Below are 13,734 nucleotides of genomic sequence, written 5' to 3'. Positions count from 1 at the left end.
CCTACCGGATCCGTGCATCGATGATCTCGACGAAGCGCGCGAACAGGCCGGCCTGCGACTTGATCTTGAGCTTGCGGTAGATGTTGCGGCGATGGACCTTCACGGTTCCCGGCACGATGCGCATGGCGCGGGCGATCGACTCCGTCGAATGCCCCTGCAACACCAGGTCGACGACATGCTTTTCGCGCGGCGTCAGCGACAGGCTCTGCCAGATATGGGCGCGGTCGAACTCGTTGACCATAGCGGCCGTCTCGTCCTGCTTCGCTTCCGCCGTTTCGTCGGCCGGAAGAGCAGGCCAGCGCAACCTGATGAAGCTGATCACCGCCGGCGCCATATCGCGCAGCAATCTGGCATCGGCGGTGCCGAACGGGCCTGAAGCGCGCAGCCGCATCAGCGACAGCACCAGCGCATCCTTGCCCGGCAGCGGCACGAAGAAGCCGACCTCCTCGGCCAGCCTGGTCTGGCTGTAATAGGAGCGGAAATACTCGCTGGCATAGAAACGGTCCGGCGCCAGCTCGCGCATGCGCCAGAACCCTTCCTTACGCTCGACCGCAGCGTGATGGAACGGATCGAGCAGATACGGCCCTTCCTGATAGAGCGCGACGAACACATGGCTCTCGGTGGGCGAGAAGGTCTCGAACAGCAGCGGCGGGCGCGAGGCGCCGCGATAGCCGAAGATCACGCAGTGGTCGAATCTAACGTGCTGCCGCAGCCACTCGACCAGCGCCTGGCCAAAGAGGTCGCCGCTGGTCTCCCGCGTCGTCGCGACGAGCGTGGCGAGCCGGCTGTATTCGTCGCTGCGGGACAATGCATACCCCCTTAAACGAGAAAATAGACCAGATATACCACCTGAGAGGTATATACTAGCCGCCATTGGCTCTGGTAGCGTTCCGATATTGCCCTGTTGCTGGAGCCATCAGCCTTGACCGCAGTGCCCGACATCGAGTTTCGCGGCGTCACCAAGCGCTATGGCGCGGTGACCGCGGTCAGCGGCATCGATCTCGCTGTCCCGCCCTCCGCCTTTGTCGCGCTGCTCGGTCCCTCCGGCTGCGGCAAGACCACCTGCCTGCGCATGATCGGCGGCTTCGAACAGCCGAGCGAAGGCCAGGTGTTCATTCGCGGCCAGGACATGGCCGGCACGCCGCCCTACCGGCGGCCGGTCAACATGGTGTTCCAGCAATACGCGCTGTTTCCGCATCTCGATGTCGAGGACAATGTCGCCTATGGGCTGCGCCAGGCGCGGCCAAGGCTGTCTTCGCGCGAGATCGCCTCAAGAGCGGGCGAGGCGCTCGAAATGGTGCGGCTCGCCGGCTATGGCCGCCGCAAGATCCACGAACTGTCGGGCGGCCAGCAGCAGCGTGTGGCGCTTGCCCGCGCCCTGGTCAACAAGCCGGCGGTGCTCTTGCTCGATGAGCCGCTGGCGGCGCTCGACAAGAAGCTGCGCACCGACATGCAGATCGAGCTGCAGAACCTGCAGCGCGAGATCGGCATCACCTTCGTGCTGGTCACGCACGACCAGGAGGAAGCGCTGTCGATGAGCGATTTCGTCTGCGTCATGAATGGCGGCCGCATCGTCCAGCTCGGGCAGCCGAGCGAGATCTATGACGAACCGGCCGACCTGTTTGTTGCCGATTTCGTCGGCAAGACCAATCTCTTGAGCGGTACCGTCGCCGGGCATTCGGGCGATCTGGTGGAGGTGGCGCTCGCGGACGGCACCGTCATTGCGGCGCGCAAACGGACCGCTTTGCAGCAGGGCGAGGTCGTTTCGGTCAGCCTTCGTCCTGAATCACTCAGTCTCGGCGCCCAGGCAAGCGGCCCATTCAAGGGCATCGTCCGCAACCGGATATTCCTGGGCTCGACGGCGGAATACGCGATCGAGGTCAAGGGCATCGGAACGCTGTTGGCCAAAGCCGATCACCTGATCGGTCACGGCAATCTCTTCAAGCCGGGTGAACCCGTCGCCATCGGCTTTGCCTCCGGAACGCCGCTGGCGTTTGCGGAGACCAAGAACAACGGGGCCAACCAGAGGGTAGATAAACATGTCGAAATCATATCGTGACGGACTGCCGATAAGCCCCGAGAATTTCGTCGACCAGCTGATGCGTTTGAAGCGCGGCTCGATCGGCCGCCGCGACTTCCTCGGCCTCACTGGCCTTGGCATTGCCACGGCGGTGATGGCGCGCGAGATCGGCATCATGCCGACACCGGCCTTTGCCGCGGAAGGCCTTGGCGATCGCATGTCGATCGCCACCTGGCCGAACTATCATGACCCGGCGACCTTCGAGAACTTCAAGAAGGACACCGGCGTCGCCGTCGAGGTCAACGTGTTCGGCTCCAATGAGGAGATGCTGGCCAAGCTGCAGGCCGGCGCCTCGGGCTGGAGCCTGTTCGTGCCGACCAATTACACGATCTCGACCTACAAGAAGCTCGGCATCATCGAGCCGCTGGAGATGGCGAAGCTGCCGAATTTCGACGGCTCGCAAGAGGATCCGCGCTTCACCTCGGAGGGCACGATCGACGGGACGATCTACGCCGTGCCGAAGAACTGGGGCACCACCGGCTTTGCCGTCAACACCAAGAAGCTGACCAAGCCGATGACGAGCTGGAAGGAGTTCTGGGACACCGCCATGGCCGAAGGCGACAGCCGCACCATGGTGCATGACTACCAGCTGACCACGATCGGCAATGCACTGAAATATTACGGCTACTCGTTCAATTCGCTCAAGCAGGACGAACTGGCCAAGGCGGAGGAACTGCTGCTGAAGGTCAAGCCGCATCTGTTCGCGGTCTCCTCCGACTACCAGCCGGGGATGCGCGCCGGCGACGCGTGGATGACCATGTGCTGGACGAATGACGGCGCGCAGCTGCATCGCGACATTCCCGAGATCGCCTATGTGCTGGGCAAGGAAGGCGGCGAGATCTGGACCGATTTCTATGCCATTCCGAAAGACGCGCCGAACAAGCCCGCCGGTTACGCGCTGCTCAACTACCTGATGAATCCGCAGGTGGCGGTGAAGGAGCATTTGGCCAATGGTGCGCCGTCGACCGATGCGCGCGTCAACAAGCTGCTGCCCAAGGAGGTGCTCGACAACCCGATCCTCTATCCGGCAGCCGACCTGTTGACGCCGCTGGAATTCGGCGCGGCGGCAACGTTGACTGATCCGGGCCGCGCCGAATTGATGGCGCGCTTCAAGTCGGCCTGAGCGACGGCCTCAAATTCGACTCAGATAATTTGACCGGCGGGTTTATGCCCGCCGGCACCGGGGCAATCTTTCCATGCACGGCAGCCGTCTTCGCAGGAATTTTCTGACCGCCATGCTGCTCGGTCCGGCGACCGCGTGGCTGGTGGTGTTCCTGGTGCTGCCGTTCATCGCCATCGCCGTGTTCAGCGTCGGCGAACGCGCACCGGAAGGCGGCTATCAGGCCGCCTTTACGCTGGCGCAATATGCCAATCTTCCGGCGCGGGCGACCGCCTTCTGGAACACGATGGTGCTGGCGCCGGTGGGAGCGCTCGCCTGCCTTCTCGTCGCTTATCCCGTTGCCTACTATCTCGCCTTGCGCGCGCCGCAGCGCTGGCGGCTGATCCTGCTCGCGCTGGTCGTCATTCCGTTCTGGACCAGCCTGCTGATGCGGACCTATGCCTGGATGTACATTCTGGGCGGGCGCGGCATTCCGGCGCTGCTCGCCTTTGTCGGCATCGAGGATGTCAGGCTGATCAACACGCCGGGCGCGGTGCTGCTCGGCATCGTCTATGGCTACCTGCCGCTGATGATCCTGCCGATCTATGTCAGCCTCGAACGGCTTGACCGCAGGCTGCTGGAAGCCTCCGCCGATCTCGGCGCCACGCCATTATCGACTTTCCTGGGCGTGACCCTGAAACTGTCGTTGCCGGGCGTCATGACCGGCTTCTCGCTGGTCATGATCCTGCTGCTCGGCGAATATCTGATCCCGACGCTGCTTGGCGGCGGCAAGGTGTTCTTCATCGGCAATGCGCTGGTCGACCTGTTCCTGCAATCGCGCAACTGGCCGTTCGGATCGGCCATCGCGATCACGCTGGTGCTGGTCTCGGTGGTGGTGCTGATTGCCGCCAACCGCATCTCGACCCGGGTTTCGGGCGCGCGCCGGGTGGATCTGATCTGATGCGGGCTTTCGTCATTGCGGTGTTCGCTTTCCTCTATCTGCCGATCGCGCTGGTGGTGCTGTTTTCTTTCAACGCCGGCCACCATGCCAGCGAGTTCACCGGCTTTTCGGTGCAATGGTACGGCAAGGCATTGGCGAACCCGTTCCTGGTCGAAGCGCTGAAGAACAGCCTGTTCATCGCCACCACCAGCGCCTTGCTGGCGGCGCTGTGCGGCACCGCGGCGGCACTCGGCCTGGCGCGCGTCGGCGTGCGGACCCGCGCGGTCTTCGACGCACTTCTGGGCGCCGCGATCGTCGTTCCGGGCGTCGTCATCGGCATTTCGACTCTGGTCGCGCTCGTCCAATTGTTCACCGTCGTCAATCCGTTCCTCGCCTCGATCTGGCCGGACGATCAGCCGCCGCGGCTGGCGCTCGGCTACGGTTCGATCATCGCGGCGCACGGGCTGTTCTCGATGGCGCTGGTGACGATGATCGTCGGCACGCGGCTCGGCAGCCTCGACCGCAATCTGGTCGAGGCGTCGAGCGATCTCTACGCGACGCCGTTGACGACGTTCCGCTCGATCGTGCTGCCGCAGATCATGCCGGCGGTCGTTGCCGGCTTCCTGCTCGCCTTCACCTTCTCCTTCGACGATTTCATCATCGCCTTCTTCGTCGCCGGCGCGCAGACGACGCTGCCGATCTATGTCTTCGCGTCGATCCGGCGCGGCGTGACGCCGGAGATCAACGCCATCGCGACGATCGTGCTCGTCGCTTCCGTGCTGCTCGTGGTGCTTGCCCAATGGCAGTTGCGCCAGCGCAAGCCGTCGAACTGAAAGCCGCATCATGATCCTCAAAGACCGCATCGCCGTGGTGACAGGCGCCGGCTCCGGCATCGGGCGCGCCGGCGCCATGATCATGGGCAGGGAAGGCGCGGTGGTCGTCATCGCCGACAGGGATCAGGCCGCCGGCGAAGCAACGGCTTCGGACATCCGCGCGGTCGGTGGCCAAGCCGAGGCGATCACGACCGATGTCGCTGATGATGCGGCGGTCGAACAGCTCATTGCCGGCACGCTCGACAGGCATGGGCGCATCGACATCCTGCACAATCACGCCGGCATCCAGGTCGGCGGCACGCTGACCGAAGTGGAGGTCGGCGGCATGGATGCCTCGTGGCGGGTCAATGTGCGGGCGCAGTTCCTGGCGGCCAGGATCGTCATGCCATCGATGATCGCACGAGGCGGCGGCGTCATCCTCAACACCGCCTCCAATTCGGGCGTGTTCTACGACCGCGAGATGATCGCCTACGCAACCTCCAAACATGCGGTGGTGGCGATGACACGGCAGATGTCGCTCGACTATGCCAAGCACAATGTGCGCGTCAACGCGCTCTGCCCGGGATGGGTCGACACGCCGTTCAACGAACCGTTCATCGCCCAGATGGGCGGACGCGGGGCGATCGAAACCTATGTCCGCACCAAGATCCCGATGGGCCGCTGGGCCAGCGCCGATGAGATCGCCGAAGCGATCCTGTTCCTTGTCTCCGACCGTTCATCCTTCATGACCGGCCAGGCGCTGGTAATCGACGGCGGTGAAAGTATCGGCTGAGCCTTTTGCTTTCGCTATCAACTCCCCTGTTTTCAAAGCTTGTCCGATATACCACGCAAAGACTTTCACCCATGCCGCTGCTTGCCGGCAGGACTATAGTCCTGCCGGCATGGGACTTCAGTGCCATGGCCGTCCAAGAGCGTGAATTTGTGTTTGATATCAGTCGGTTAAGTTTCTGGCCGGGTGCCAGATCGCGTATTGAGACAGCATTTGTCTAAAGTTTACTCTGCACTATTAGCAATTCCTCATAGGACGGTCGCTTAGCGGTCGGGCCAGGGCGACGATTCCCGAGGAGATTACCATGACAAACCGGAAAACTCTGCTGGCGGCGCTTGCCGCATTGGCGCTCCTGGCATCTCCGGCGCTCGCCGGCAATGGGCACGGCGGTGGCGGTGGCAATGCCGGAGGCAACGGGCACGGCAACGGCGGTAGCAATGCTGGCGGCAATGGCAATGGGGGCGGCAACGGCCACAACGGCAGCAATGGCAAGAGCGGCGCTTCGCACGGCAAATCTTCGTCGGCCCCGGGCCGGGCCAAGGCCAAAGCGGACGACACCACGGTCGACACAACCACAAAGGTTTCGTCGGTTCCCAAGGAGAAGAACATCCACGCCAAGCTTGGCCGGCTGAACTCACTGCAGCGCAACATCAACGCCTATATGAATTCGAAGAGCAAGAAGTTCGCCGGCATCCAGGCGTTCGTGACGCAGTCGGCCAAAGCCAAGGTCGCTCAGGCAGCCGCTGAAGCGGCCCAGGAGAAGCTGGATGCGCTGAATTCGCAGTTGAGCGCGCTGACATCGCTGACGCCCGAGCAGGTTGCGGCCATGACTCCCGAAGATCAGGCAGCCTTGCCTGGAAAGATAACGGATCTGCAGGCCGAAATCGCTGCTCAGCAGACTGAGGTCACCGCCGCCAATGAGGCGGCTGCCGCGGCAGACGTCGGCACCGATGATGCTTCGCTCGACGCGGCATTGACGGATATGGCCAACAAGCCCGTCGACGCCGCGGTCACGTCCTGGGCTCAGGGCGTCCTTGCCGACAAGATCGACCAGACGGCTGCCGCAATGCAGACGGAAACGACGCCGTAACGAACCGCTGCCGAAACGGTAGTGGTCAGTCAAAGAAGATGCCGCCGGGTTGCACTCGGCGGCATTGCCTTTTCCCGCTCATGGTCGGGCTGGCTATCCAGGGATAGCCACCGAGCTGGCGTCCAGGGATAGCCAGGCTCGAAACACTCAGACGTGCTTGCGGCCGCCGGTTTCGCGAAACCAGCTGTCGGGGTAGGGGTACCACCAGTCCTGGATCGCAGGCTTGTGGTCGATGATCACCATCTTGGAGTGGCGGAAGGCGTCGAGGCCCTGGCGTCCGAGCTCGCGGCCGAGGCCCGAGGCCTTCCAGCCGCCGAACGGCAGGGCATCATTGTCGATCAGCGGGTTGTTGACCCAGACCATTCCAGCTTCGAGCCGTTCAGCCGCCTCGTGGGCTTCGGCCAGATCGGTGGTGAAGACAGAGGCGCCGAGCCCGAACGGGCTGTCATTGGCAAGCCGGATCGCCTCGTCGAAATCCCTGACCCGGCAGATGGCGGCGACGGGTCCAAAACACTCTTCGCGCACGATCGCCATATCAGGGGTGACGCCGGTCAGGATGGTCGGTTCGTAGAACCAGCCGATGTTGTGCGCCGGCGGGATGCGCCCGCCGGTCACCGCCTTGGCGCCATGGGCAATGGCGTCATCCACAAGGCGCATCACTTTGGTCCGCGCGCTTTCGCTGACCAGCGGGCCGATCTCGGTCTTGTCCATGCCGTTGCCGATGCGCAGCGCCCGCGTCCTTTCGGCGAACAGCGCGACGAAGCGGTCGTGCACGGAATCGACGACGAAGAAGCGCTCGGCCGAAGTGCAGACCTGGCCGGTGAGGTGGAAGGCGGCGGTGACGCTGCCGGCCGCCGCGATCTCGAGCGGGGCATGCTCGCTGATGATCAGCGGGTCGCTGCCGCCGGCCTCGATGACGCACGGCTTCATGCGTTCGGCGCAGGCCACCGCCACCGCCTTGCCGGCGGCGACCGAGCCGGTGAAGGCAACCGCATGGGTGCGGTCGGAGGCGATCAGCGCCTGCGCTGTGGCCGCTCCGCCGGGCAGGCAGGAGACCAGCCCCTCTGGCAGCGAGCGGAACACGGTCATGTAGTCCAGCGTCGACAGCGTCGTCGCCTCGGCCGGCTTGATGATGCAGGCATTGCCGGCGGCGAGCGATGCGGCGACCGTCCAGCACATCAGCAGGATCGGGAAATTGTAGGGCATGATGTGTACGGAGACGCCGTAAGGTTCGTAGCGCGCATACTGGAACGAACCGGCCTGCGTCGTGCCGGCGATCTTGCCGGCATCGTCGCGCGCCATCTCGGCATAGTAGCGGAAGATCGGCGCGCAATTGGCGATCTCGCCGATCGCTTCGGGGTAGGGTTTGCCCATCTCGCGCACCATCAGCTCGGCGCAACGCGTGAAGTCCGCCGCCTCGATGGCGTTGGCGACGGCATGCAGTTGCTTGGCCCGGCTCTTGGCGTCGAGCTTCTTCCAGGCGGCCTGCGCCCTGGTTGCCGCCGTGAGCACAGCGTCGATCTCGCCGTCGCTGGCGGCGGCAATGGCGCCGACGGTTTCCAGCGTCGCCGGATCGATCACCGGTTTTGCCGCGCCGGCCATCGACGGGTAGTCCGGATTGACGAAGAAGGTTGGCCGGTCAGGAGAGAAATCCATTTTGTCCTTCTCCATTTATGGAGCCTTTTTGAGAATTCGTCCTGCCGAGGCAGATGGCGTGGCTTTCGAGAACCGGAGCGCAGCGGACATTTAGTCCGTGAGCACCGGAAGCGCAGAAAGCCGCGTCAGGTGTCCGGCAGGGCAGAATTATCGAGAAGGCTCAGCGGATCATGTAGACCTTCTTGATTGTCTCATGGACGGTGCAGACGCCCTTCCAGTCCTGCGGGAAGAACGCTGCCGTATCCGGCTCGATCTCGATGACCTCGCCGGATTCATGCACATAGGTGCAGCGCCCTTCGAGGAAATGGCAGAACTCGTCGCGGGTGACATGGCAGTGCCATTTGCCCGGAGTGCAGACCCAAAGCCCGCATTCGGAGCGGCCTTCCGGCCCCTTGTACAGCAGCTTGCCCGAGGTATGGGATTGGCCCTCGATCATGGTCGGGATGACGCCCCAGTCGACGAGGTCGGTAATGGTAAGCGGGGATTTCATGATGGGGGTTGTCATATCGATTCCTTGGAAATGGGTGCTCAGCGGCACATGAAGGCCTTGGTCAGCGTTTGCGTGATGATGGATATGCCGGTCCAGCCGGCGGGGAAGAATACCAGCGTGCCGGCCTCGACCGCGATCTCCTCGCCGTCGTCATGGACATAGCTGCCGCGTCCCGACAGGAAGTGGCAGAATTCGTCGGCGCCAAAGGTGACCTTGCGCGTGCCCGGCGTGCACGCCCACAGGCCGCATTCGCTCGATCCGTCCGGGTTCTGCGCCAGGACCTTGCCCGAAGCGCGCGGCGAACCGGCGAGCGTGTTGCTGCCCGCGCCCCAGTCTTCCAATTCCACGGCCGAAGCCTTCGGCCAGTGCGGTGTCGACATGTCATCAAGCTCCGTGGTCACGCCAGCATGTAGACGTTGCGCATCGTCTCATGCACGGTGCATTCGCCTCTCCAGCCGGCAGGGAACATGACCACGGTGCCGGTGGAGACTTCTATCATCTCACCGAAATCCGACCGGTAGGTCGCGCGGCCGGCGACGAAATGGCACAATTCGTCGCGCGGGATACTGAGGCGCCAGCGGCCTGGCGTGCAGACCCAGATGCCGGATTCCGGCTGGTTGTTCGGGCCTTTGTGCACGAGCCTGCCGGTCGAGTGCGATGCTCCTTCCAATGCGTCGGGTTGGGCGCCCCAGTCGATGAGGTCGGTTCGGGTGGAGGCTTGGTGGAGGTGTGGGGCGGAGGAGGTCACAGCAGCGTCTCCAGCAACCCGGCCGCTTTCTCCGGCCCATTCTGCGCGTGCATCTGCGCCGATGTCTTCGCCAGCTTGGCTTTCATCGCCGGGTCGGTCAGGCAGGTCTCGATCCTGGCAACCAGCTCGGCATCGGTCCAGTCGTAGCGCGGCATGCCGAAGCCGTGGCCGGTTTCCTCGACGCGGGTGGCGTTGTCGTGGCCGTCCCAGACATAGGGCATGATGATGGCCGGTTTGCCGAAATAGAGGCACTCGGTGAACGAGTTGTTGCCGCCATGGTGGATGACGGCATCGACCTGCGGGATGACCGAGGGCTGCGGAAACCAGCTGTCGACAATGACGTTGCCGGGCACGTCCGTGTACTGGTCCTTGTAGCCGCCGACATTGACCAGAGCCCTGTAGCGCGTCTTGCCCAATGTCGCGATGATGCGCTTCAGCAGCTCGACATCGCCGGCGCCCAGGCTGCCGAAGGAGACGTAGAGCAGCGGCCCGTCATTGTTCCTGGAGAAGGTCGGCACCGTGTACGGCTTTTCGTGCCGCACGCAGCCTTCGAGATACTGGAATTTTGCCGGGTCGAGCGGATGGCGGCGCTTGAATTTTGCCGCCTCGGGGTAGAGCAGCAGGTTCAAATAGGGCGAGGCTTCGAAGAACTGGCCGACCGGATAGGGCGCCTCGTGGTTGGCGGTGAGAAAGCCGTTGAAGTCGTCATGGATCGGCTTGATCACCGCATTGAAGTGGTCGCGGTAGCGCTGGTGGCCGGCATGGTCGTTCTCGCCGCAGCCGGAGAGATGGGGCGGGATGTCCTCGTCCTCGATCTCGTTTTCCGAGCAGGAGATGACGCGCACCCACGGCTTGCCGTACTGCTTGATGGCCGGGAACAGGATGACGTTGTCGACGCAGATCACATCCGGCTTGATGACTGAGAGAACGCGCGGCAGATCTTTCTGCGCCCATTTGGCGCTGTCGACGATCGCCGTCCAGCAATCCTTGACGTAGTTGTCGACCTGGTCGTAGGGCGATTTGCGGAAGTTCGGGATATGGCCGTTGATGAAATCCTCCCAGAATTTCGCCATCTGCTCGGGCGGCATCGGCTCCGACAGGTTCACCGGATGCGCCTCGAAGCCGTAGCCCTTGTAGACATCGACGAAGCCTGGGTCGGACAGGAACACCGCCTTGTGGCCGCGCGCTTCGACTGCCTGGGCGATGCCGACGGAATTGAGCGCCGGGCCGTAGGCGGCTTCTGGAAAAAACGCGATCGTCTTCTGCGCCATCAGGCTTCTCCTGTCATTCTGCGAAAATTCTGACATCGGCGGCATCCCAGCCGAGTTCGACCTGGTCGCCCGACGAGACCGGCCGGCGGTCGGCGGCATCTGCGGTGACGCGCACCAGGAACGGTTTTGGCGACAGGGGCGTGCGGACATGCAGCTGCAGGTCAAGCCCCTGATAGGCCAGCGCCTCGACCGTGCCGGTGATGCGGTTGGCGGTTTCCGCCGATGGGAATAGCCGGATGCGCTCAGGGCGCACCGAAGCGACAGCGGATGCGCCGGGCGAGAGCGTTGCCGGAACCTTGCCTGATATGCGTGCGCCATTCGTGGCCACAACGCCATCGACGGCGGCTTGGCCCGGCACGAAATTCATCACGCCGATGAAGTCGGCGACGAAGCGATCGGCGGGGTGTTCGTAGATCGCGTGCGGCGTGTCGCATTGCAGCAATCTGCCGTCTTTCAGCACCGCCATGCGGTCGGCCATGACGAGCGATTCCTCCTGGTCATGGGTGACGATGACGAAGGTGATGCCGACCTCGTGCTGCAGGCGCTTCAATTCCAGCTGCATGGCGCCGCGCAGCTTCTTGTCGAGTGCGCCGAGCGGCTCGTCGAGCAGCAGCAGCCGGGGCCGCTTGACCAGCGCGCGGGCGAGCGCGACGCGCTGCTTCTGGCCGCCCGACAATTGCTCCGGCTTGCGGTCGGCGAAGGGGACGAGCTCGGTCGTCGCCAGGATGGCATCGACGCGGGAGCGGATTTCAGCTGTTGGCAAACGTTCCATCTCCAGGCCGTAGGAGACATTGGCGCGAACGCTCATATGCGGAAACAGCGCATAGGATTGGAACATCAGATTGACCGGCCGCTTGTTGGGCGGGGTTTTGGCGATGTCACGTCCGTCGAGCAGGATGCGCCCGTCATTGGGCGTCTCGAAACCGGCCAGCATGCGCAAGAGCGTGGTCTTGCCGCAGCCGGACGGGCCGAGCAAAGCGAAGAACTCGTTCTCGCGGATGTCGAGCGAGATGCCGTCGACGGCCGTCACCGTGCCGAAATTCTTCGACACATGATCGATGGCCAGCAGCGTGCGGGGTTCGCTCATTGGCCGATGATCCCACGGTTGAGCCGCTGCGACAGGGTCAGCGCGGTGATCGAGACCGCCATGACGATGGTCGCCAGCGCGTTGATCTCCGGCGTGATGCCGAAGCGGATCATGGCGTAGATCTGCATCGGCAGCGTCGTCGAGGCGCGGCCGGCGCCAGCGGTGAAGAAGGCGATGATGAACTCGTCGACCGAGAGCGTGAAGGCGAGCAGCGCCCCTGCGATCACCGCCGGCGCGATGACCGGCAATGTCACCCGCCGGAAGGTGGTGAGCGCGGAGGCGCCGAGATCGGCGGAGGCCTCGACGATCGACCAATCGAAACTCTTCAGCCGCGCGCGCACCACCGAGCAGACGAAGGCGAGGTTGAAGACGACATGGGCGAGGATGATGGTGTGCAGGCCCATTGTCAGGTTGAGCATGGAGAAGAACGAGAGCAGCGCGATCGCCAGCACGATGTCGGGAATGATCATCGGTGCGAAAATCAGCGCTTCGAGGGCCTTGCCGTATTGCCGGCGCATCTCGATGCCGATCGCCAGCAGCGTGCCGAGCAGAGTGGCGATCGCGGTCGAGACCAGCGCCACGATCAGCGTGTTGAGGGCCGCGGAGAGGATGGCGCTGTTCGAGGCCAGCGAGACATACCATTTCAGGGAGAATCCCGACCATGCCGTCGGCAACCCGCCTTCGTTGAAGGACAGCGCCACCAGCACGGCGATCGGGATGTAGAGGAAAGCGAAGACCAGGCTAAGCACGAGCCAGAGCGTGCGCCGCGTGGCAGGGGAGCGCTCAGCCATCGGTGTCTCCGCCGGCTTGCGTGACGTGACCCGAGGCGCGATTGGCGGCCAGCGCTTGCGCCATCAGTACCAGAAGCATGATGGCAATCAGCGCCATCGCCAGTGCCGCCCCGAAAGGCCAGTCGTTGGCGGTCAGGAACTGGTCGTAGACGAGGTTGCCGATCATCTGGAAGCGGCCGCCGCCGAGCAGCGCGGGCGTGACGAAATTACCGATCGACAGCACGAAGACGAAGACCGCGCCGGCGGCGATGCCCGGTACGGTCAGCGGCAGGATGACACGACGGAACGTGGTGGCTGCCGAAGCGCCGAGATCACGCGAGGCCTCGGCGAGTTCCGGGTTGAGCCGCGACAGCGGCGCGTAGCAGGCGAGGATGACGAAGGGCAGGTAGTTATAGACCAGGCCGGCGATGACGGCGCCTTCGGTGTAGAGCATCGATGGCGGCTCGCCGGTGTAGCCGAACCAGCGCAGCAGCTGGGTAATCAGGCCTTCGCGGTTGAGCAGCACGATCCAGGCATAGGTGCGGATCAGATAGTTGGACCAGAACGGCAGCACGGCGAAGAACAGGAACACTGGCTGCCACCGGCGCGGTGCCGCCGATATCGCGTAGGCGGCGGCATAGCCGATCACCACAGCGATCAGGGTCGCGGTGCCGGCGATGCGCGCCGAATTGAGGAAGATGCCGGCATAGAGCGGGTCGAAGACCAGGCCGAAATTCTCCAGCGTGAAGGTGTATTCGATGCCGCCATAGATGCCACGCCGGAAGAAGGCGAGCGCCAGTACCAGCGCGCACGGCACCACCATCAAGGCCGCGAGCCAGGCCAGCGCCGGGGCCATCAGGAGGGACGAGCGGGAGGGTTGGTGCTTCACGAAGTACCCCCC

Annotated in this window: 15 protein-coding genes; 6 read left to right on the top strand and 9 right to left on the bottom strand. The window is 63.8% G+C overall.

The annotated features are described in order from the left end of the window. Window position 1 precedes the first annotated feature (1 nt). Window positions 2–808 carry a response regulator transcription factor gene (locus A4R29_RS28075; protein ID WP_024504754.1) on the bottom strand — a complete coding sequence of 269 codons (807 nt, stop codon included), beginning with the start codon at window positions 806–808 and terminating at the stop codon, window positions 2–4. Window positions 809–922: 114 nt separating this feature from the next. Between A4R29_RS28075 and A4R29_RS28070 the strand changes: the two genes are divergently transcribed. From A4R29_RS28070 to A4R29_RS28045, 6 genes are all read left to right on the top strand, one after another. Next, a complete protein-coding gene (locus tag A4R29_RS28070; RefSeq protein WP_013528932.1) occupies window positions 923–2,059 on the top strand; it encodes an ABC transporter ATP-binding protein in 1,137 nt (378 codons plus the stop codon). Then, window positions 2,040–3,203 carry an ABC transporter substrate-binding protein gene (locus A4R29_RS28065; RefSeq protein ID WP_063173327.1) on the top strand — a complete coding sequence of 388 codons (1,164 nt, stop codon included), beginning with the start codon at window positions 2,040–2,042 and terminating at the stop codon, window positions 3,201–3,203. Before A4R29_RS28070 ends, A4R29_RS28065 begins: the two co-directional genes overlap by 20 nt. Window positions 3,204–3,276: 73 nt before the next feature. Continuing rightward, a complete protein-coding gene (locus A4R29_RS28060; RefSeq protein WP_013528934.1) occupies window positions 3,277–4,140 on the top strand; it encodes an ABC transporter permease in 864 nt (287 codons plus the stop codon). Beyond that, window positions 4,140–4,952 (top strand): ABC transporter permease, encoded by an 813-nt coding sequence (locus A4R29_RS28055; RefSeq protein WP_024504751.1) that lies wholly within the window; start codon window positions 4,140–4,142, stop codon window positions 4,950–4,952. The genes A4R29_RS28060 and A4R29_RS28055 overlap by 1 nt, the downstream gene beginning before the upstream one ends. Window positions 4,953–4,962: 10 nt before the next feature. Continuing rightward, window positions 4,963–5,724, top strand: coding sequence for an SDR family NAD(P)-dependent oxidoreductase (locus A4R29_RS28050; protein ID WP_063173326.1), 762 nt, complete (start codon window positions 4,963–4,965; stop codon window positions 5,722–5,724). A gap of 301 nt (window positions 5,725–6,025) precedes the next feature. After that, a complete protein-coding gene (locus A4R29_RS28045; protein ID WP_027163039.1) occupies window positions 6,026–6,811 on the top strand; it encodes a hypothetical protein in 786 nt (261 codons plus the stop codon). A gap of 147 nt (window positions 6,812–6,958) precedes the next feature. Here the strand turns inward: A4R29_RS28045 and A4R29_RS28040 are convergent, their stop codons facing one another. The 8 genes from A4R29_RS28040 to A4R29_RS28005 form a co-directional block, all read right to left on the bottom strand. Next, complete coding sequence (locus A4R29_RS28040) at window positions 6,959–8,467, bottom strand: aldehyde dehydrogenase family protein (protein WP_063173823.1); 1,509 nt, start codon at window positions 8,465–8,467, stop codon at window positions 6,959–6,961. Window positions 8,468–8,627: 160 nt separating this feature from the next. Further along, a complete protein-coding gene (locus tag A4R29_RS28035) occupies window positions 8,628–8,972 on the bottom strand; it encodes a cupin domain-containing protein (protein WP_013528939.1) in 345 nt (114 codons plus the stop codon). Window positions 8,973–8,995: 23 nt separating this feature from the next. Then, on the bottom strand, window positions 8,996–9,337 hold the full coding sequence (locus A4R29_RS28030) for a cupin domain-containing protein (protein ID WP_063173822.1): 342 nt from the start codon (window positions 9,335–9,337) through the stop codon (window positions 8,996–8,998). 17 nt (window positions 9,338–9,354) lie between these two features. Then, entirely contained in the window at window positions 9,355–9,705 is a 351-nt protein-coding gene (locus A4R29_RS28025) for a cupin domain-containing protein (protein ID WP_063173325.1), read from the bottom strand. Continuing rightward, on the bottom strand, window positions 9,702–10,976 hold the full coding sequence (locus A4R29_RS28020) for a glycosyltransferase (RefSeq protein ID WP_063173324.1): 1,275 nt from the start codon (window positions 10,974–10,976) through the stop codon (window positions 9,702–9,704). Before A4R29_RS28020 ends, A4R29_RS28025 begins: the two co-directional genes overlap by 4 nt. A gap of 13 nt (window positions 10,977–10,989) precedes the next feature. Beyond that, window positions 10,990–12,063: an ABC transporter ATP-binding protein gene (locus A4R29_RS28015; protein ID WP_063173323.1), complete on the bottom strand. Its 1,074-nt coding sequence runs from the start codon at window positions 12,061–12,063 to the stop codon at window positions 10,990–10,992. Then, window positions 12,060–12,854, bottom strand: a complete 795-nt coding sequence (locus A4R29_RS28010) for an ABC transporter permease (RefSeq protein ID WP_063169496.1) — start codon at window positions 12,852–12,854, stop codon at window positions 12,060–12,062. The genes A4R29_RS28015 and A4R29_RS28010 overlap by 4 nt, the downstream gene beginning before the upstream one ends. Further along, on the bottom strand, window positions 12,847–13,689 hold the full coding sequence (locus tag A4R29_RS28005) for an ABC transporter permease (protein WP_027163033.1): 843 nt from the start codon (window positions 13,687–13,689) through the stop codon (window positions 12,847–12,849). Before A4R29_RS28005 ends, A4R29_RS28010 begins: the two co-directional genes overlap by 8 nt. Between the last annotated feature and the right edge of the window lie 45 nt (window positions 13,690–13,734).

It is taken from the genome of Mesorhizobium ciceri biovar biserrulae (assembly GCF_001618845.1).
GTDB lineage: Bacteria > Pseudomonadota > Alphaproteobacteria > Rhizobiales > Rhizobiaceae > Mesorhizobium > Mesorhizobium ciceri.
This window is presented reverse-complemented; position numbering and strand designations above follow the sequence as displayed.

Bases quoted from the DNA above. Each gene is read 5' to 3' on its own strand.
- A4R29_RS28005 (WP_027163033.1), bottom strand. From the start codon at position 13,689: ATGGCCCCGGCGCTGGCCTGGCTCGCGGCCTTGATGGTGGTGCCGTGC.
- A4R29_RS28050 (WP_063173326.1), top strand. From the start codon at position 4,963: ATGATCCTCAAAGACCGCATCGCCGTGGTGACAGGCGCCGGCTCCGGC.
- A4R29_RS28055 (WP_024504751.1), top strand. From the start codon at position 4,140: ATGCGGGCTTTCGTCATTGCGGTGTTCGCTTTCCTCTATCTGCCGATC.
- A4R29_RS28035 (WP_013528939.1), bottom strand. From the start codon at position 8,972: ATGACAACCCCCATCATGAAATCCCCGCTTACCATTACCGACCTCGTC.
- A4R29_RS28030 (WP_063173822.1), bottom strand. From the start codon at position 9,337: ATGTCGACACCGCACTGGCCGAAGGCTTCGGCCGTGGAATTGGAAGAC.
- A4R29_RS28040 (WP_063173823.1), bottom strand. From the start codon at position 8,467: ATGGATTTCTCTCCTGACCGGCCAACCTTCTTCGTCAATCCGGACTAC.
- A4R29_RS28060 (WP_013528934.1), top strand. From the start codon at position 3,277: ATGCACGGCAGCCGTCTTCGCAGGAATTTTCTGACCGCCATGCTGCTC.
- A4R29_RS28020 (WP_063173324.1), bottom strand. From the start codon at position 10,976: ATGGCGCAGAAGACGATCGCGTTTTTTCCAGAAGCCGCCTACGGCCCG.
- A4R29_RS28010 (WP_063169496.1), bottom strand. From the start codon at position 12,854: ATGGCTGAGCGCTCCCCTGCCACGCGGCGCACGCTCTGGCTCGTGCTT.
- A4R29_RS28065 (WP_063173327.1), top strand. From the start codon at position 2,040: ATGTCGAAATCATATCGTGACGGACTGCCGATAAGCCCCGAGAATTTC.
- A4R29_RS28015 (WP_063173323.1), bottom strand. From the start codon at position 12,063: ATGAGCGAACCCCGCACGCTGCTGGCCATCGATCATGTGTCGAAGAAT.
- A4R29_RS28045 (WP_027163039.1), top strand. From the start codon at position 6,026: ATGACAAACCGGAAAACTCTGCTGGCGGCGCTTGCCGCATTGGCGCTC.